The organism is Paenibacillus sp. SAFN-117 (assembly GCF_051966115.1).
Classification (GTDB): Bacteria; Bacillota; Bacilli; order Paenibacillales; family NBRC-103111; genus Paenibacillus_L; species Paenibacillus_L residui.
The window spans coordinates 23023-40689 of the sequence record NZ_JBQCLK010000035.1 but is presented as its reverse complement, the minus strand read 5'-3'; the positions used below and the strand labels follow the sequence as shown (position 1 = coordinate 40689).

Genomic DNA, 17667 nt, shown 5'->3' with positions numbered 1-17667 from the left:
GAATAGGGAACGCGGGAACGAAGAGCAAGCGATCTGTAACCGGGTGTTTATCATCGGCTTGATGGGGCCGGCAATTTTATTAAAGATACGCCCACTCCCAACATCCACCGTTTGCTGGAGAACGGAGCCTTCACTTATGAGGCTCGGACGGTCTTCCCCTCTATCAGTGCGCAATGCTGGGGATCGATGATGTATGGCGTGGACCCGTCCAAACACGGGATCGACAATACGAAGGCCATGGAGGAAAAATATCCGGACGATTCTCCCTATCCGTCTATTATGAAGCTGATCAAGAGCCGGTGGCCGGAAGGCAAGCTGGCCGCTTATTGCGAGTGGCGGCCCATCATTCACGGAATTATTGAAGATTCGTGCGGCTTTGACACCTTATCTCTGCCCGACCCGGAGCTGGCCTCCGCAGCCGTCGAATATATCCGAGAGAACCCGGACCTTAAAATGATGTTCATCCATTTCGGCGAGCCCGACTACACCGGACATGAATTCGGCTATGGCGCGCATGTTCCCGAATATTTGGCCAAAATAACGGAAACGGACCGCTACGTCGGGCAGGTGCTCGACGCCATTCGCGATGCCGGATGGCTCGAGGACAGCCTCATCATCCTCACCTCGGATCACGGCGGTGGCGGCGATCATCCGCGAGGACACGGCAGCGATCATCCGATGGATATGACCGTGTTCTGGGGCTGCCATGGCCCCGGCATTCAGCCGGGCACACGCCTGACGGGTGCCGTTTCGCTCATGGATACGGCTCCTGTCGCAGCCCGGGCACTCGGGTTCCCGCCCTCCAAGGAATGGGAAGGACAGGTTCCCGCCGGACTGTTTGCCCCTTCGGAATAGCGGACCCGCTCCGCAAGAAGATACGCACAAGGTTAGAGTTATTTAATCGCCGGTATTCCCTGATTTTAAATCGGAGGCATCCAGCCAACGAAGCCCCGCCCCCGTTATGGCCTTCTCCCACTCCGAAGGCGGGGGGCTGTCACATATCATCGTATGCACCTCGGGCAAGCCGGCAATTCTGTAGCTTGCCCGAGTTCCCACTTTAGAGAAATCTGCCACAACGACCGCTTCTTTCGTTCGCCGAATAACCTTGGCAGCCAGTAACGACTTGCTGCTGTCATAACCGGTAAATCCGGCTTCAGGATCCATTCCGTCTATGGAAATGAATGCTTTCGTAAAATAAAAAGGCTCAAGCATATGCTCGGTGAGGGAGCCGGCTGTTCTGGCGTGCCCGGAGTTAACCTCTCCCCCGATGAAGATTATTTTACCGTGAAATAACTGTTTATTCGTATATTCCATCAGTTTCACGGCTGCCGGGAAGGAATTGGTAAACACCGTCAGTCCGCGAATATGCTGCAGATAAGGAATCATCTTCAGAGTGGTTGTGCCTTCGTCCAGAAAGATGGCATCGGCGGGATCAACCATTGCCGCCGCTTTTTGGCCTATTCGTTTTTTGGCCTCCACATTAACGGCTTCCCGGATTAGATGCGGAGCCTCTTCTCCTTTCTGGGCGATCTTGACCGCACCGCCGTACACCTTCTTCAGCTTGCCGGAGCCTTCCAATTCGTCAAGATCCCTGCGGATGGTCTCCGTAGATACTTTAAGCGTCTTGGCCAAATAGCCGGTTTCCACCTTGCCCTTCGATTCCAGCAATTGGAGTATCTTTGCCTTCCGTTCTTCCCCTTGCAGTGACACCTTCCCGCCCCCTTTTCTATTTGATTTTAACATACCATCCCATGGCAATTAGAACAATCCGCCTGATGATCTCCTTCAAATCGATTTCGCTCTAAAAAAAACAAACCGGATGCTATCCGGTTTGTTCCCATTGCTGGTGCACCAGCTTCCGATAAAATGGATGAGTCGCCAGCAGCTCTTCATGAGTGCCTTGTCCGGTGACCTCGCCTTGTTCCAGCACCACGATCTTATCCGCATTGTATACGGTTGACAGACGGTGAGCGATCACTAATGTGGTCCGGCCTTTCATCAGTATTTGCAGCGCATCCTGAACCAGCCGTTCGGAGGCACTGTCCAGATGAGCCGTAGCCTCATCCAGCAGCAAAATTTCCGGGTCGCGCAGAATCGCCCGGGCAATGGCCAGGCGCTGGCGTTGACCGCCCGACAGCTTAACCCCTCTTTCGCCAACCTCCGTGTCCAGCCCTTTCTCCAGGGAATGGATGAACTCCTTCAGATTGGCCTGTTCGATCGCCTCATTCATTTTCCCTTCGTCCACTTCCTCCAAGCCATAAGTCAAATTGTCACGAATGGTTCCGCCCATCATCGGACTTTCCTGTGATACATAGGCTAGCCGGTTTCGCCAATCCTTCAGGGTATAGGAGGAAAGCGGCCTCGTGCCATAATAAATTGTTCCCCCAGACGGCTCGTAAAATCTCTCCAGCAGCGAAAACAAGGTCGTCTTCCCGGTTCCGCTGGGCCCTACGAAAGCCGTCGTCTGCCCTGCTTCCACGGTTATGGACACATTGCGCAGAATGAGCCTATCCGGGGAATAACCGAAGCTGACCGAATCGAACCAAACCGGCTTCGACCTATCCGACACTTGAAGTGGTGCTGCATGAGTGGCAGGCGGATCATGCTCCTCCACCCCGTTGTTCTCTTCGGGCTCCTCCCGCATAATAGCCAGAATCCGTTCCGATGCGCCCATGGCTTTCTGGAATTGGGTGAAGAACGATGCCATTTGGGTAAAAGGAATGACAATCTGGAACATGTATAGAATGATGGCTACCAGTTGGCCGCCGTTCAATGTTCCGGCAGCTACCCGCACACCTCCGTAGCCGATCAACAGAACAAGCAGCAGCATCATGATGCTCATCATCAAGGGCGATACCAAAGCCATGATTCTCGCTTCCTTCAAACCATAACGAAACAGATGGCCTATACGCTTCTGCCCCCGCTCCAGCTCTAGCGGTTCGGCCAATGACGATTTGACGAGACGGATTTCCGACAATACACGGCCGAGATCCCCTTGGAACAGCGCCGTTTCGTTCTGCATTCCTTGGGATACCCCGAACATTTTCGCTCCTATCGGCCATAGAATGAGCAGTGCAGCCGGCACCGCCAGCAGCATCAGCACGGTGACTTTCCAATCGATCGTCAGCAGCAATATGACAGCCCCGATAATGGAGACGAGTCCGGACAAGAAGGAAATGACATGTGCCGTTATAAAATCTTTAATCACATTGGTGTCGTTCGTCATCCGGCTCATTGTCTCCCCCGAAGTGTTGCGGTCGAAGAAGGGAACGGGCAAACCCAGCACTCTCTGCCATAAGTCGTCTCGCAGCTTGGCAATGACATACTGACCGATATAAGACATGGAAAAGATGGAAAATCCCGATAATGCAGCCTGCGCGATAAATACTCCTACCAATAAAGCGATGGTCATCCCCTGCAGATTTCCCGCCGACAACTGATTCACCATATCCATAGTGAACAGCGGAATGAGCAGATTCAGAATCGTCTCCCCCAAGCCCAGCAGAATCGTAATAATGATGATCCAGAGCGCCGGCCTGTACTTGCTCAACAAGGATAAGAAGTCTCCCCATTTAGGCATATCGACGGTCTCTTTCCCGGCGTCCTTCGGATGAGCGGTTGAGTTCATCATTCCTTGTCTCCCTCCTCCCTCGTATGGCTTTCAGTGTCTTCGAACATATTCCTTATTCGCGGATCATTCATATTTTCAAATACTTGCTGAAGGAAAATGTCCTCCTCTTGAGTAAAATCGGGAAATAAAATCGGGTCTACCGACTCTGTGCCTATATTCGTTAAAAACTCTTCCATCGGCTCTTCTCCGATATAAGAAAACATGACGGTTATCAATTCCTGCGCCTTGTCCTGAACGACCGGATCGTCAGGCTGTTTGCCTTCCTTGCCAAATTGTTTAAGCTCCGCATAAATAGCCATTAGCCTGCGCTCAAACTTCTTCCGCTCATCCGGCCGGCCTTCAAAAAATAGCGCATCTACCGTCGTATGGGAAAGACGCTGCTCGAGCCAATCCTTATGCCTATCCTCCATTTGAAAGGCATAAATCAACATCAGGATATCGTCTCTCTGAAAATATTCCGACTCTTCCATCATCTCCTGGACGCTGTTCAAGGTTTCGATAACCTTATCCAGATGCTCGCGCTTCTTAAGCAGCAATTGCTTCTGAAAAGCCAAAGACCGTTTCAAATCGAGCTCCGGCTTATTCAAATATTCCGCAATTTCTTCCAGGGTATAATCGAGATATTTTAAGGTGACGATCTTTTGCAAACGAACGATGTCTTTATCTGAATACAGGCGATGGCCCTGCGCATTGCGCCCGGACGGTTTAAGCAGCGTTTTTTTGTCATAAAAGCGCAAGGCACGCTCCGTTACATGGGTTAGCCTCGCAAATTCGCCGATGGTATACCATTTCTGTTCTGTCATCTTTACCACTCCCTTCACCAAAAAGTATAGCCCTTGACGTAAGGTCAAGGGCAAGCTTTTTTTCTGTATTTATTTGTAAACAACCGCCTTCTTTATTTACTTCTTCTTTCGAATCACAATTCTCCACTGGGCATCGTCCGTTTGCTCGAAAGAAGTCACTTCATGACCGTCCGTTGCCGCCCATCGAGGCAGTGATTCAGTCGCTTGCGTACAGTCGAAGTCGATGACCAACTCGGACCCTGCGGGGAGATCCTGCATGACTTTCTTCGCTTCCACCAATGGAAACGGGCATACCATCCCTACGACTTGCAAATGATGCTGTCTCATTATGAATCATCCTTTCCTATTATATTATCCGGTTATGCCGGGACGGATTGTTGATATCCCTTGCCGGTTGAATTAGCTTTGCGTTGGCCGCGCACAATAACGATATAGGTGGCTGCCCATGTTCCCAGAATAATGAATAACGTGGCCACCCAACCCTGCCAGGAGAACAAGGAAGTATTCACCAAACCGTTGCCGATGGTGCAGCCTCCCGCCAAGCTGGCTCCAAACCCCATCAATAATCCGCCGAAAAAGTTGTTGCGAATCGTCTTGCGGTCGGGAAGCCGCCAACGAAATTCTCCGCTGCCTTTGGCCGCGATGAAAGAGCCTATACCGATGCCGAGTACCAGGAAAACTCCCCAATCCAGCAGCTTGGAATCGCCGGTCGTTAAGTAGCGCAAAATATTGCCGCTAGGAGTCGTAATGCCGAGCCCGAACATCCGCCCCGTCGCTTCACTCATCGGCCAAGCCAAAATGGCAATGATTCCGACAATAATCGCCGTTACGAACGGATGCCAGCGCTTCTCAAACAATATATGCGCTAGTCCCGTCTTCTTGGGCTTAAGCGAAGGGATTTTCACGGAAGGCCTGCTTAAATGTCTCCAAACTATAAAGCCGACAAGAAGAGTAAACAAAACAATAAGGACCCAGGGTGAAATGCCGAACGTGCCGTAAATCGTCCCCTCGGTTGTTTTATACTGAGTAATTTGATCGTTGACGGGCTTCAAAATTCCTGCCTTAGTAATTACCGTACCAAGCATATAAGTGAATAAAGCTACCCAACTGCCGATCAGCCCTTCTCCCGCACGGTACCAAGTACCGGTGGCGCAGCCTCCGGCGAGCACAATGCCGAATCCGAACAAAAGTCCTCCGATAATAGCCCCAAGCCATGTAAAGGATACATTACTGAGCTGAATCACGCCCAGCCCTGACAAGGCGAAGATCCCGATCGCTTGCACCGCAATGGCAATCAGCACGGCAATAAACATCCGGTTATCTTTAGTCAAATACATATCTCTATACGCACCAACCACGCAAAACCGTCCTCTTTGTAAGACAAAGCCGAGCAGCAGTCCGCAAAGAACGCCCAACCCAATTTTCGCCAGCATTCCGTTCACCCTTTCCCGATTTGTTATTCATTTCTAAAGTGGTATCGTTGGATGCTTTTTTATATACTCAGAATATACTGCAATTATTCCAATTTTTCAACTAGGAATTATTAGCTTTATTTTATTACTGCAATGGGATAAAACGGTTATATTCCATTTAATCTCTTGTGAATCTTGGCTCCCTGGCAATATAAATAAATGGAGGGGAACGAAAGAGAATCTCTGAAGAAAAGCAGAGGATAGCCATAGCGAAGGAGGACAACGGTTAATGAAACCGAAAAATGATGAACGATTTTATTCCGGGGTGGAGCTCCGCCCTGTAGATCACGACAACTGGTACGACTGCACACAAATTCAAGTTACGGACGAGCAGCAGACGTTATTCCCCGTCCCCGCCGTCTATTGGCTGGCCGAGTCCGCCTACTGCGGATATAGTCCTCTCGCCATTTATTCAGGAACCGATCTGGTCGGTCTTGCGATTTACGCTATCGATCCGGAGGACGGGCAATACTGGATAATGGCCTTTGTAATCGACCGCCAATTCCAGGGCAAAGGTTTGGGAAGGGCAGGCTTAACGGAGCTGATTCGCTATATGAAGGAGAAGCATGCATGCGAATATATTATTCTAGGTCACAGGCCGGGGAATGATCGCGCTTCGGGCCTGTACGAATCGCTAGGTTTTGTGGAGATAGACCGGAGCGGAACTGAAATCATCCGGCGATTGAAGCTTACTTAATAAGCAGTTTCGGCCGGATGCTTCACCCCGCTCTTGCCGTCCGGCCGGCAACGAAATAAAACAGCCCGCCTATCATCCAGAACGGCTCCCAGAAGAAGAGGCGCCACCACGCCGAGTAAGAGTCGATTGTCGGCAAATTCAGAACTTGAGCCATCATGAGCAGCACTGCTACTAAGTTAAATAGCCCATAAAGGAAAAGAAGTATTCCGCCAACCATGGCTGTAATTCGAAACGCTGCTTGGACAAGCCCGTTGCTCCAGTTAATCTTCAATGCGAGTAATAAAAGTGCCCCGGCAACCTTGGCCACCCCCGTCAACCATACGACGAAAATGAAGCTATCGTCGCGCAAGACGGCTTGCCGCGAAATTTCCGGCCCTAGCGTATTAACCCCCAGCATGCCGCCACTCGCCCAATAAAAGCTCATCAAGGCGAACAGCAAAGACCAGACGACCCCGCAAGTGATCGGCCATCTCTTTCGTTGAACGGACATATCGATCTCCGCCTTTCATGGACCCTTATGATTGTCATACTGCGAAAATAAAAAAAAGAAGTTTTCCCTATTACCAAAGTCTATACTGACACAAATACTATCCAATTATGAAATAATAATCAATAACGAGGTGACCCCACCCATCGTACATAACGGCAGGGATTTCATGATAAGTATCGAACATAATAATCCAGCTATTAACAGCAATGAACTGCCTGAACAAATCCAATTGGAAGGAGTTTTTTGCCGCTATGCGCAGACATGTTTGTTTTAAGCTTATGTGCAGCATCATGGGTTGTGCGGTTATCCTGCTGGGCATCGCAAATACTGGGTTCGCCCAATCCCCCGTATTTGTCATCCCTCCCCAATACGATGCGGCTTGGCCCTTCAGTGAGGGGCTGGCGCAGATTGAACAGGATGGTCAGCATGGGTATATTGACACGACCGGTCAATTGGCCTTCCCTCTGCCCCACGAGTACACCGAAAACTACAATGACTATACATGGAATTTCAGTGAGGGCATGGCAAAAATTTTAAGGGCGGGAAAGTATGGATTTATCGATAATACAGGCGAAGATAGGATTCCTCCTCAATACGACGACAGTGCGGATTTCTTTAAAGAAGGACTGGCTGCGGTCAGCAAAGGCGGCAAATGGGGCTTTATTGATAAGAACGGACAAGAAGTCGTCAAGCTGCAGTATGACGAGGCAGGATCTTTTTATGAAGGTCGGGCCTGGGTTCGGAAGAATGGAAAAATGGGGTTCATTGACACGACAGGCAAAGAAGTCATTCCCATCCAATATGAGTCGGTGAGCCACTTTAGCGATGGCCTTGCATCCGTAACGAAAAATGGGCAGAGCTTTCTCATTGATCTTACTGGAACGGAGGTCCATTTGGGCAAGTCGTTCGACTATGTCATCGGTTTCGACGAAGGAATGGGAGTCGTCATCAAGGAAGAAAATTTCGACTTGAAATACGGATTCATTGATAAATCCGGCAATGTAGTCGTAGAGCCGCAATATGAACGGGTACTTGGCTTTAAAGAAGGAATAGCCAGAGTTCAACAGAACGGAGTCTGGGGCTTTATTGATAAAACCGGCAAGGAAATCGTCAAGCCCCAGTATCATAATGCAAGTGATTTTAGCGAAGGGTTGGCGCGAGTCAGCAAAAATATGAAGTACGGCTTTATTGATAAAACGGGGAATGAAGTGATCCCGCTTCAATATGAATTTGCTGGGGATTTCAACGATGGGTTGGCACCTGTTCAAAAAAGGTACAAATGGGGCTATATCGCCCATCCGGCCCCAGAATCCCGTTTGCCTTCCGGCTCGGACTCTCCCGATGACTGGGCGGCGGACGGGATATCGGTAGCTATTGAGGCCGGGCTTATTCCCCCTGCGCTGCAGGAGGACTATAGGAACAAGATCACGCGACAGGAATTTAGCACGCTAGTCATCCATTTCATTGAGGCTCAGACCGGTACCGGCATAGATCACTTCCTATTAGAAAAAAACGTTTCAATGCCCGAACCTCCCTTTACCGACACCGTGGATAAGGATGTTCTCGCCGCCTATACTCTTGGAATTGTGTCCGGCAAAGGAGCGGGCCGCTTCGATCCCGAAGGCAGCCTGACTCGGGAGGAAGCAGCCGTTATGCTAAGAAATACCGCCAACGTTTTGGATTTGGATACGGCAGCCCCTCCTGCAAGCTTCGCGGATAACGAACTCATCGCCGGTTGGGCTTACGATTCCGTTGCTTATGTGGTCTCCCGGGGCATTATGAACGGTGTCGGTAATAACGAATTTGATCCCAAGGGCTCCTACACGCGTCAGCAAGCCTATTTGACGATTTTACGTTTATTTGATCCGTGAACGAAGTCACATGAATAGATAAAGCCGAACTATATGCCGCCTATGTCGGTAAGAATAGTTCGGCTTTTGTAAATTTCCCGCCATTAGGACACCCAATATTCTACCCATTTCACCTACCTCCTCAATCCGACAGACGAAATGCTTATCGCTTACTAATCCACCCGAACCGCTGACGTCTCCGTTCCCTCCTGCAGAATAACCAGCTTCTCCGCCTTACCCATCCCGTTCTGTATGCTAAATTTTACTTCTACCGGAACTGAGCGTACGAAGAACCTTGTTTCGGTAGCCGGGTAAAGCTCGAGCCGCACTTTGCCGGTGATCTGCAGGTACAGTCTGTCCCCTTCGGTCAGAACGACTGCGACGGTTTCCTCATGGACTCCTTCACCTTCGTCCAGCCGGTACGTGCCGATATAGCTTTCATATAGACCAGGGTCTATGACGGCAAGCTTCCTTTGGGCCGGACGCTGTGGAGCATCGTAAGACAGATCGAACAAAATTTGCTCGGCAGCGATAAGAAGAGCCTGGTCGAATTCCACATCCTGCTCCATATTGCTTAAATAAATCAGCGTCATATCGGCATCGATATATCGAATCAGGTTGGTGGCATATCCCGGCCACCCTCCGCTATGGCTCACCGCCCTGCCCTTCCCCTCTTTCTCTTCCAATATCCAGCCGAACCCGTAGCCGCATGTCTCGCCGTTATTCAAACTCGCCGGCGCAAATATCTGTTCCAGCGATTTCCGGCTCACAAATTGTCCGGCATGAAGTGCCTGATCGAATTTATACAAATCATGCAAATTTGAATTCACGGTTCCGTCCCCCTGGATGCCATCCAGAAACACTACGTAATTCGTTTTCGGCACAAGGTCCGGCAGCTCATAGCGGTCGGAATGCAGATCATAAATGTAGCCGAAAGCGTAATCGGGAATGACCTCGCCGCTATATCTTCGATTATAAATACTCGTATTCTTCATGCCTAACGGACTGAATACATGCTCGCTCATAAAATCGGCAAACCGCTGCCCTGTTATCCGCTCGATAAGAATAGCAAGCAGCACATAGCCCGTATTACTGTATAGCCAGTTTTCATTCGGCTCGAAATAAACCGGTGGGCGATGCCGCACCAGCAGATTCAGGACATCCGCATTGGTCGCGATGTTCGAACGGTCCCAATGCTCGAAAAACAAGTCCATATAATCCGGCAGTCCGGACGTATGGCAGAGCAGATGGCGAACGGTGATCCCTTGGTAAGGAAGCTCCGGCAGCCACCGCTCAATCGGCTCGTCATAGGCGAGCATGCCCTTCTCCTCAAGCACAACGATACCCAAAGCTGTGAAAGGCTTCGACAGTGAAGCCAGCTCGAATACGGTGTTTGTCTGCAACCGGCGGCTCGTGGATAGATCAGCCTGTCCGAAAGCAGCTTGATAAATGATTTCTCCATGCTCGGCAGCCAGAATAACTCCGTTCACCTCACCTTTTTCCGCCAAACCTCCGAATAATTGCTCCAATCTTTGTCGTTTCATACTCATAGCTTCTCTCCCTTTCTTATATTATATATGCTTAATTATTAAGAATCCTTAATAATTTGGCACAGGGAATCTTGCTTCTCCCTGCATAACCTTTTCTCCGTAGCCGGCCATTATTTGTCCCTCAGGGTCCCGGCTTCGTTAAGCTCCTTCTCCACGATCGCTTTGAGCTTGAGAACGATATTTTTCATCGTGACGACTTCTTCATAGTCCAATTGAGAATAAAAGCGCTCAATGATGGAAAGCTCCATCTGTTCCTCCTTGGCAAAATGCTCGATCCCCATTTCATCCAGCCGGACCAGAATCTCTCTGCGATTAAGCGGATTGATCTCCCGGCGCACATACTTCGCCCTCTCCAGCTTGCTGATGATTTGACTGACCGCACTGGAGGTTACCTTCATCCGTTCCGCCAGTTCGCTGACCGTCAATTGCCCGTGCTTGTGAACGAACTCCAGCAGGATGGTTTGCTTGGCCGTAATATCGCTATTGAACAGCGACTCATAGGCCTGAACCAGCATTATGTTAATCGCGTAATCCGCTTCGTTCATATCTTTGACTACGCGGATAAGATCCGGACTTGCTTTCTTCATTCGAATATATTCGCACCCTTCATAATTTAGATACCTTAATTATTATAGTCGTTAACGGATCACTCTGCAAGTCCCGCATTATCTTAGGACTAACCTGAACCTTTGACGCGATCCGCCTTCCGGCCCGTTGGAAACCATCTCCTCCGGAATAAATCCATGCTGGATATAAAGATTTCTGGCTGGAAGCCCGTCTGCTATATCATTGCCAAAGGTGGTAACCGTCACTTCCGCCGGACGCTGCACAAGGGACAGAACATGCTTGATTAATGCCGTAGCAACACCTTGTTGCCTCAATCTGGACGCAACGGCCAGCCAACCGATCTTATAGACAGGAGCAGATGACGAAGAGAAAAGAAGTCCTCCCATAAGGCGGGACCCCGGCAGGCCGTCATTTTCACGAATGCAGAAGGCGCTCCCCCTGCTAATATTTTTCTGCAGTGCCAGCAAGAACTTCGGATCATCCACCATTGGACCGAAGAGATATTCCACCTCCGAAGCCAGATTCAACCAAGGAGTTATATCTTCTTCTACTGCACTCTGTACGACCACGGCCCTCTCCTCCTCTCCCAAACATTAATCTTCAGCGTTAAGTTGTAACCTTATAGAAGAAACTAGAAACCCACCCTAAGGCTTGGAACCGAAGGTGGGTTTTGCAGCATTGATTCTATCTCATGACATAAATAGGAGTCCCGATTTTTTTCAAGACCCTATACAACATCATAGCAAAAGGAAAAATATCAGTCTATAATTTCTTGGTTAATTATGTAAAAATTTTCTCTATAAATATGACTATGCAGCGGGAGGAAGAAATAGATGGTTCCAGAATGCTTTGCAGCTTATCGCCGGATAATGCCATGCTTGGAAGAAGTAGCGGAATGGACTTTATTAAGGAAATGGGCGCTTTCCGAAGTGTATATGGCGACATGGAAATCGGGCCAAACCAGTATTATTAAATGGGCCGCGCAAGAAATGGCGAGAGAATCCGCTGTCTATCGACAATTGGTCATTCCAATGCAAATAAAAGCGCCTTGCATTTTCAACCTTCTCGAATTGGAAACCGATGCCGTTATGATTATGGAGGACGTTGGCCGGCAAAATTTGGAGCAGCAGCCCCTCCCCTATTATTTTCTCGAAGCGGCAAGGGAATTGGCCAGACTGCGAAAAGTGGCATCGGCTAATTTGGAGGCGCAAATCCCAAGTGAAACGATTAGCTCGTATACAGTATCCGCTGCAAATTTTATAACCCTACTGGACGATCTGCTGGAGTCGCCCCGGCTTTCCAAATCCTGCGTTCTATCAAGACTGCGGAAAACGTTGCCCTCCCATCTGGAGAAGCTGTACCGAACCCTTCCTCTTACACTCGTCCATCATGATTTTCATGCTAAAAATCTCATGATCCAAGGCAATGGCATACTGCCGATTGACTGGTCCCTTGCTTATTTAAGCCCCCATCTGGGTGATCTGCATTGTTTGGTAAATGAGGCAAAAGCTTGGTGCTGCGTTTCGCAGGATGATGTTCTTTCCGCCTTTTTGCAAGAAGCTGGCACGGAGTTATCCATGGAACAGCTGAACTGGCAAGTCAAAATCGGCGGTTTGTGCTGGATGATTAAAACTCTAAGATGGCTGGTTTACGGAGGCACAGTGACCATACCGGATTCGGATGCCTGGATAGCTGATTTGCTGAACGATTTAGAGGACCTTATGAAAGATTTAGTTTAAGGATGCAAAAAACCCACCCCAAGGTTGTTCCGCCGAAGGTGGGTTTTTGATCCTTTGCAACTTGAAGGGATACCCCATCCAAGCCAGTTGTATAGGCCTAGTGTTACCAGCACTCGGTCTTTCTAACGATATTTTTAGCATATGCAATGCGGTTTGAACAAGTGACCATCTACCGTTAAAGATGATCATAAATCACTGTCGCACGCCTCTTGTTTGCAAGCTGTTTACAGAAGAACCCAAAGAGAGCCGCAACAGTTCGCCTATCGGTATTCTGTCACAGCCCCGAGACTTATCTCAAGTTTCCTCTTTTTTAAGCCTCTTCCCCCGTAGCAACCGGGTTATCTTCATAGCTGACCCAATCGCTCCAGCTTCCGGAATACAGCTTCACCTGATTAAATCCCGCTTCCGTCAACGCCAATATATTAGGACAAGCGGTCACTCCCGATCCGCAGTAAACGATAATTTCCTCCGCCGAAGACAGGGCCGCGAACCTTTCACGCTGGTCTTCTCCCGCTTTCCAACGCCCCGTTTCGTCCAAAGCATCCTTCCAGAAATAATTCCGTGCTCCAGGAATGTGTCCGGCTACCCGGTCCAATGGTTCCTCCAGGCCCAGATAGCGCCGTGCGTCACGGGAATCGATCAGCACCGTATCCTTCCGTCCCAGACGATCCCGCACATCCTCCATGCTGACAAGCATAGGAGTCTGCACTTGGGGGACGAAAGAACGGGCAGACCGTGCAGTTGCTTCCTGGCTGACCGGATATCCCGCTTCTTTCCATTGAGAGAAGCTTTCATCCAGAATACGGACCTGCGAATGTCCCATAAATTTCAGCAGCCACCAGAATCGGGAGGCCATCGCCCCGCCCTGGTCATCATAAGCGACGACCTGGACCGTATCGTCTATCCCCGCTGCGCCGAGCTTAAGGGCGAGTGTTCCCAGATCAGGCAGAGGATGCCTTCCCCCATGCTCCTTGATCGGACCGGACAAATCCTCCTCCAGATCGAAATAAACAGCCCCTGGAATATGACCTTCCTCATAAGCCCGTCTTCCTGCCTCCGGATTGCCCAGCACGAACCGGCAATCTACCACAACGACATGGTCATCCTGCAAGTGTTCGCGCAACCATTCTTTAGAAACCAGATTGGACATCGGCTCACATCCCTTTTCTTTTTATTATAACGGTCTTTCCTGCCTCGCCACAATCCATCCCGGCTTCAGTCGTTCAGGCCGCTTCCGGACAGCGTAGGTTCCTCCACTGACTCGGTCGCTCCCTGCTGAAGCCGATACATTGTATAGTATAGCCCTTTCTTCTGAATGAGCTCCTGATGCGTACCCCTCTCGACAATCTCTCCTTGATGCAGAACAAGGATCAAATCGGCATCCTGGATCGTCGATAACCGGTGGGCTACCGCGATCGTCGTGCGGCCTTCCCTCATTCTTGCCAGGGCTGCCTGGATCGCTTCCTCTGTTTCCGTATCGACATGGGCAGTCGCTTCGTCCAGAAGCAGAATCGCCGGCTGCCTTGCCATCGTCCGGGCGAAGGAAAGCAGCTGCCGCTGGCCGCTGGACAAAGTAGCCCCCCGCTCGACGACCTGCTCCTCATAGCCATTGGGAAGCCTGCGGATGAACGAATCGAGCTGCACGAGCTCGGCCGCCTCATAGATGGCCTCATCACTGACGGTGCCATCCAGCAGACTGATATTCTCCCGGACCGTCCCGGTGAACAGGAACGGATCCTGCAGCACAAGCCCCATCTTCCGGCGCAGCTCTTCGTTCGAATACCGGGACAAGGGGACGGAGTCAATGCGGATTTCTCCTCCCTTTATCGCATAAAAGTTGAGCAGCAAATTGATAATCGAGCTTTTGCCGCTTCCCGTATGGCCGACCAAAGCGACCGTCTGACCGGGCATCGCCGTAAACGAGATGTTCTTGAGTACATCCGTCTTGCCGTCGTAAGAGAAAGTGACGGAATCGAATTCAATCCGCCCCTCCCGAATGACCGGCCGGTCGCTTTCGGTACCCTTGCTTTTTTCATGATCCGGCCGATCTCCCGGAGACCACTCCTCGGAGTCCAGCAGCTCGAACACCCGCTCACCGGCAATCAAAGCCTGCTGCAATTGGGCAAGCCGCATCATCATCATGTTGACCGGCTCGAAAAAACGGTCCAAATAGTTAATAAAAGCGTACAAAACCCCGATTTCAATCACTCCGTCGAACGATTCCCTGCCGAAAAAGTAAACGACCAGCATCAGGGCAAAGATGCGGAGCAAATCGACCGCCGGACGCAGCAGCAGCCCGTTCAGGCGAATATTTTTAAGAGAGGCCGAATAATATTCTCCGTTAATTTTGGCGAAGCGGTTCTGCAGTCTTTTCTCCTGCCTCAAGGCCTGGATAATGTTCATCCCCTGCAAGGACTCGTTAAGGATTGCATTCAATTGTCCCAGCTTTTCCCTGGAGACGCGAAACACCTTGGAGCTGAGCCGGCGGAAAACATTCATCAGCACCAGCAACACCGGAAGCAGAAGCAGACAAATCGTGGCCAGGCGGACATCCAGCACAAACATGGCGGCAAAGATCCCGAGCAAAAACACAATATTCTGCACGAAGGTAGACAGAACGCTGACATACAAATCCTTGACCGCTTCCGTATCGTTCGTAATCCGGGACACCAAACCTCCGGCCGCCGTCCGGTCGAAGAATGACAAGCCCAGGTGCTGGGTTTTGCCAAACACATCCGACCGCAATTGATGAACGATCTTGAGCGCTATCTTTTGGAAGGAAAATAGCTGAAAATATTGCAAAATAACGGAACTCAAGTGCAGGAGCAGGTATCCGGCAGCCAGCCCGATCAAAGCCCCGAGCGGAAACCATCTGGGCTCTAAATAGTCATCTATGAAAATCTTCACCAGATATGGGCCGGCGAGATCGGCGAGAGTTCCGAACAGCAGCAGGATAAAAGCGACCGCAAGCGATTTGCGGTGGGGCTTGGCATATTTAATCAAGCGGCGGACGACCATGCTCGGCACCTCCTTGCAGCACTAGCGATTCCAACTGCTGGCGGCGGTACATCTGTGCATACCATCCGTCAGCCGCCATCAGCTCATCATGCGTTCCTTGCTCGATGAGTCGTCCTTCTTCCAGCACGAGAATGAGATCCGCGCGCTCTACGGCGCTCAGCCGATGCGCAGCGATCAGGGTCGTGCCGTTATGGCGATCCTCGCGGAGCGAATCGATGATCGCCTTCTCGGTGCGCGCATCCACAGCGGACAGCGCATCATCCAGCAGCAGTAGCTCCGGCCGCAGCAGAAGCGCCCGGGCGATGGACAGCCGCTGCTTCTGGCCGCCCGACAGCGTCACGCCGCGTTCCCCGACCACCGTGTCGTAGCCGTCGGGGAAGCGGACGATGTCATCGTGCACGGCGGCGATCCGGGCCGCCGCTTCGATCTCTTCGGCCGTTGCTTCCGGCCGGCCGAAGGCGATGTTCTCGGCAATCGTGGCCGAGAACAATACGTGCTCCTGCGGCACATAACCGATCGCACGGCGAAGCGCCTCCAGCCGGAAGTCGTAGATCGACTTCCCGCCTATGGCGATGTCGCCATCGGAGAGGTCGAATTCCCGCAGGAGCAACCGCAGCAGCGTCGACTTGCCGCTGCCGAGGCGCCCGACGATCCCGAGCGTCTTGCCGCGCCCGAGCCGGAAGCTTATCCCGGTGAGGGCCGGCTCCGAGTACCCGGGATAGCGGAACGAGTCGATCTCCACCGTCAAATCTCCGCAGGGAGATTCGGAAGATGCCCCTTCCCGCTCCTGCACTTCGGATTTAGTATTCAGCAGCGACTGAACCCGTTCATAGGAGGCTCTCCCGCGTTCCATAATATTGAATAAATATCCGATCGCCAGCATCGGCCAGATCAAGTGACCCAAATAAATGGTGAACTGTGTCAGCTCGCCGAGCGTCAGTTGGCCGCCAACGACCAGCTTGGCGCCATAAGCGACGGACAGAAAGAACGACAGGCCGACAATGAGCGAAATCGTCGGGTCGAAGAGAGCGTCCACTTTGGCGACCGCTACATTTTTCTCCACCGCTTGCTCCGAGAGGCGGTTAAACCCTTTCTTCTCCTCTTCCTCCTGACCGAAAGCCTTGACGACGCGAATTCCGGAGATATTCTCCTGCACCTTGTCATTCAAGGTCGAGAAGGCGGCCTGTGCCGCATGAAACCGTTCATGGAGCAAATTGCCGTAATAACTGGTGGACCAGGCAATGAACGGCATAGGGAGCAAAGCTACTATCGTCAGCTTCCAATCGATAAACACGGCCATCGTTGCAACGACCATCAAGCCCATCACAAGCGAATCGACCAGGGTCAGCACCCCTTCCCCGGCCGTCAGTTCAATCGCCAGAATATCGTTGGTCGCATGCGCCATCAGATCACCGGTTCTTTTCTGCTGATAAAACCGCGGAGACAAGCCGGTAAAATGCTGATACAGCCGATTGCGCAGCACTTGGCTGAGTCTCGCAGCAGAACCGTAGATCATAACCCTCCAGACATACCGCAGCACATACATCAACCCGGCAATAACGGCCAGAAGCGCGAGCCATCCGAGCATCTCGCTTCCTGTCAACGTTCCGGCCGAGATTCCGTCCACCATCACTCCGATAATATAGGGCGGAAGCAGAATCAGCAGGCTGACCACAATCAACGTGAAGATACCGCCCAAGTACCTCGCTTTTTCCATGCGAAAAAACCACATCAAATCGATAAATACACGCATAAGTTCACCCATTCATTTGGTTAAAATGTTGGAAGACTCCCGGGAGTCATTCTCGCGCAGAGGTTCCAGGCCGGCAGCCTGTTTAGGCAAACCGAAC

At 51.0% G+C, this 17667-nt stretch carries 16 protein-coding genes; 4 read left to right on the top strand and 12 right to left on the bottom strand.

The genetic code is table 11. From position 1 onward, the window contains the following. Nucleotides 1-78: 78 nt before the first annotated feature. A complete protein-coding gene (locus ACTHRH_RS20255; protein ID WP_440417408.1) occupies nucleotides 79-855 on the top strand; it encodes an alkaline phosphatase family protein in 777 nt (258 codons plus the stop codon). Between the two features lie 42 nt (nucleotides 856-897). Here the strand turns inward: ACTHRH_RS20255 and ACTHRH_RS20250 are convergent, their stop codons facing one another. The 5 genes from ACTHRH_RS20250 to ACTHRH_RS20230 all read right to left on the bottom strand — a co-directional run bounded on the left by ACTHRH_RS20250 (nucleotide 898) and on the right by ACTHRH_RS20230 (nucleotide 5867). Continuing rightward, a complete protein-coding gene (locus ACTHRH_RS20250; protein ID WP_440417387.1) occupies nucleotides 898-1710 on the bottom strand; it encodes a DeoR/GlpR family DNA-binding transcription regulator in 813 nt (270 codons plus the stop codon). A gap of 112 nt (nucleotides 1711-1822) precedes the next feature. After that, on the bottom strand, nucleotides 1823-3628 hold the full coding sequence (locus ACTHRH_RS20245) for an ABC transporter ATP-binding protein (RefSeq protein WP_440417406.1): 1806 nt from the start codon (nucleotides 3626-3628) through the stop codon (nucleotides 1823-1825). Beyond that, nucleotides 3628-4434, bottom strand: coding sequence for a MerR family transcriptional regulator (locus ACTHRH_RS20240; RefSeq protein WP_440417385.1), 807 nt, complete (start codon nucleotides 4432-4434; stop codon nucleotides 3628-3630). The genes ACTHRH_RS20245 and ACTHRH_RS20240 overlap by 1 nt, the downstream gene beginning before the upstream one ends. A 96-nt stretch (nucleotides 4435-4530) precedes the next feature. Next, a complete protein-coding gene (locus ACTHRH_RS20235; RefSeq protein WP_440417383.1) occupies nucleotides 4531-4761 on the bottom strand; it encodes a sulfurtransferase TusA family protein in 231 nt (76 codons plus the stop codon). 32 nt (nucleotides 4762-4793) lie between these two features. Beyond that, nucleotides 4794-5867: a YeeE/YedE family protein gene (locus tag ACTHRH_RS20230; protein WP_144939666.1), complete on the bottom strand. Its 1074-nt coding sequence runs from the start codon at nucleotides 5865-5867 to the stop codon at nucleotides 4794-4796. A gap of 268 nt (nucleotides 5868-6135) precedes the next feature. Here ACTHRH_RS20230 and ACTHRH_RS20225 point away from each other — a divergent pair, with 268 nt between their 5' ends. Next, nucleotides 6136-6603 carry a GNAT family N-acetyltransferase gene (locus ACTHRH_RS20225; protein WP_144939664.1) on the top strand — a complete coding sequence of 156 codons (468 nt, stop codon included), beginning with the start codon at nucleotides 6136-6138 and terminating at the stop codon, nucleotides 6601-6603. Nucleotides 6604-6625: 22 nt separating this feature from the next. Here ACTHRH_RS20225 and ACTHRH_RS20220 read toward each other — a convergent pair whose 3' ends face one another. Further along, nucleotides 6626-7093 carry a DUF3995 domain-containing protein gene (locus ACTHRH_RS20220; protein ID WP_144939662.1) on the bottom strand — a complete coding sequence of 156 codons (468 nt, stop codon included), beginning with the start codon at nucleotides 7091-7093 and terminating at the stop codon, nucleotides 6626-6628. A gap of 251 nt (nucleotides 7094-7344) precedes the next feature. On the opposite strand from ACTHRH_RS20220, the gene ACTHRH_RS20215 reads away from it, so the two are divergent. After that, the gene (locus ACTHRH_RS20215) at nucleotides 7345-8964 is read left to right on the top strand and encodes a WG repeat-containing protein (RefSeq protein WP_440417380.1); all 1620 of its coding nucleotides are present in this window, start codon (nucleotides 7345-7347) and stop codon (nucleotides 8962-8964) included. Nucleotides 8965-9116: 152 nt separating this feature from the next. Here ACTHRH_RS20215 and ACTHRH_RS20210 read toward each other — a convergent pair whose 3' ends face one another. The 3 genes from ACTHRH_RS20210 to ACTHRH_RS20200 all read right to left on the bottom strand — a co-directional run bounded on the left by ACTHRH_RS20210 (nucleotide 9117) and on the right by ACTHRH_RS20200 (nucleotide 11629). Beyond that, on the bottom strand, nucleotides 9117-10493 hold the full coding sequence (locus ACTHRH_RS20210) for a serine hydrolase (protein WP_440417378.1): 1377 nt from the start codon (nucleotides 10491-10493) through the stop codon (nucleotides 9117-9119). 110 nt (nucleotides 10494-10603) lie between these two features. Beyond that, nucleotides 10604-11080, bottom strand: coding sequence for a MarR family winged helix-turn-helix transcriptional regulator (locus ACTHRH_RS20205; protein WP_440417376.1), 477 nt, complete (start codon nucleotides 11078-11080; stop codon nucleotides 10604-10606). 78 nt (nucleotides 11081-11158) lie between these two features. Next, on the bottom strand, nucleotides 11159-11629 hold the full coding sequence (locus ACTHRH_RS20200) for a GNAT family N-acetyltransferase (RefSeq protein ID WP_440417374.1): 471 nt from the start codon (nucleotides 11627-11629) through the stop codon (nucleotides 11159-11161). A gap of 264 nt (nucleotides 11630-11893) precedes the next feature. Here ACTHRH_RS20200 and ACTHRH_RS20195 point away from each other — a divergent pair, with 264 nt between their 5' ends. After that, a complete protein-coding gene (locus ACTHRH_RS20195; RefSeq protein WP_440417372.1) occupies nucleotides 11894-12799 on the top strand; it encodes a phosphotransferase in 906 nt (301 codons plus the stop codon). Nucleotides 12800-13109: 310 nt separating this feature from the next. On the opposite strand, the gene ACTHRH_RS20190 is transcribed toward ACTHRH_RS20195, so the two are convergent. From ACTHRH_RS20190 to ACTHRH_RS20180, 3 genes are all read right to left on the bottom strand, one after another. Further along, nucleotides 13110-13949 carry a sulfurtransferase gene (locus ACTHRH_RS20190; protein WP_144939650.1) on the bottom strand — a complete coding sequence of 280 codons (840 nt, stop codon included), beginning with the start codon at nucleotides 13947-13949 and terminating at the stop codon, nucleotides 13110-13112. 65 nt (nucleotides 13950-14014) lie between these two features. Beyond that, complete coding sequence (locus tag ACTHRH_RS20185) at nucleotides 14015-15817, bottom strand: ABC transporter ATP-binding protein (RefSeq protein ID WP_440417369.1); 1803 nt, start codon at nucleotides 15815-15817, stop codon at nucleotides 14015-14017. Continuing rightward, nucleotides 15795-17570 (bottom strand): ABC transporter transmembrane domain-containing protein, encoded by a 1776-nt coding sequence (locus ACTHRH_RS20180; RefSeq protein ID WP_440417367.1) that lies wholly within the window; start codon nucleotides 17568-17570, stop codon nucleotides 15795-15797. The genes ACTHRH_RS20185 and ACTHRH_RS20180 overlap by 23 nt, the downstream gene beginning before the upstream one ends. Nucleotides 17571-17667 lie beyond the last annotated feature (97 nt).

What these genes read in the sequence shown, in the direction of transcription:
- ACTHRH_RS20245 (WP_440417406.1), bottom strand. Translation starts at nt 3,628, where the DNA reads ATGAACTCAACCGCTCATCCGAAGGACGCCGGGAAAGAGACCGTCGAT.
- ACTHRH_RS20240 (WP_440417385.1), bottom strand. Translation starts at nt 4,434, where the DNA reads ATGACAGAACAGAAATGGTATACCATCGGCGAATTTGCGAGGCTAACC.
- ACTHRH_RS20235 (WP_440417383.1), bottom strand. Translation starts at nt 4,761, where the DNA reads ATGAGACAGCATCATTTGCAAGTCGTAGGGATGGTATGCCCGTTTCCA.
- ACTHRH_RS20230 (WP_144939666.1), bottom strand. Translation starts at nt 5,867, where the DNA reads ATGCTGGCGAAAATTGGGTTGGGCGTTCTTTGCGGACTGCTGCTCGGC.
- ACTHRH_RS20225 (WP_144939664.1), top strand. Translation starts at nt 6,136, where the DNA reads ATGAAACCGAAAAATGATGAACGATTTTATTCCGGGGTGGAGCTCCGC.
- ACTHRH_RS20220 (WP_144939662.1), bottom strand. Translation starts at nt 7,093, where the DNA reads ATGTCCGTTCAACGAAAGAGATGGCCGATCACTTGCGGGGTCGTCTGG.
- ACTHRH_RS20215 (WP_440417380.1), top strand. Translation starts at nt 7,345, where the DNA reads ATGCGCAGACATGTTTGTTTTAAGCTTATGTGCAGCATCATGGGTTGT.
- ACTHRH_RS20210 (WP_440417378.1), bottom strand. Translation starts at nt 10,493, where the DNA reads ATGAGTATGAAACGACAAAGATTGGAGCAATTATTCGGAGGTTTGGCG.
- ACTHRH_RS20205 (WP_440417376.1), bottom strand. Translation starts at nt 11,080, where the DNA reads ATGAAGAAAGCAAGTCCGGATCTTATCCGCGTAGTCAAAGATATGAAC.
- ACTHRH_RS20195 (WP_440417372.1), top strand. Translation starts at nt 11,894, where the DNA reads ATGGTTCCAGAATGCTTTGCAGCTTATCGCCGGATAATGCCATGCTTG.
- ACTHRH_RS20190 (WP_144939650.1), bottom strand. Translation starts at nt 13,949, where the DNA reads ATGTCCAATCTGGTTTCTAAAGAATGGTTGCGCGAACACTTGCAGGAT.
- ACTHRH_RS20185 (WP_440417369.1), bottom strand. Translation starts at nt 15,817, where the DNA reads ATGGTCGTCCGCCGCTTGATTAAATATGCCAAGCCCCACCGCAAATCG.
- ACTHRH_RS20180 (WP_440417367.1), bottom strand. Translation starts at nt 17,570, where the DNA reads ATGCGTGTATTTATCGATTTGATGTGGTTTTTTCGCATGGAAAAAGCG.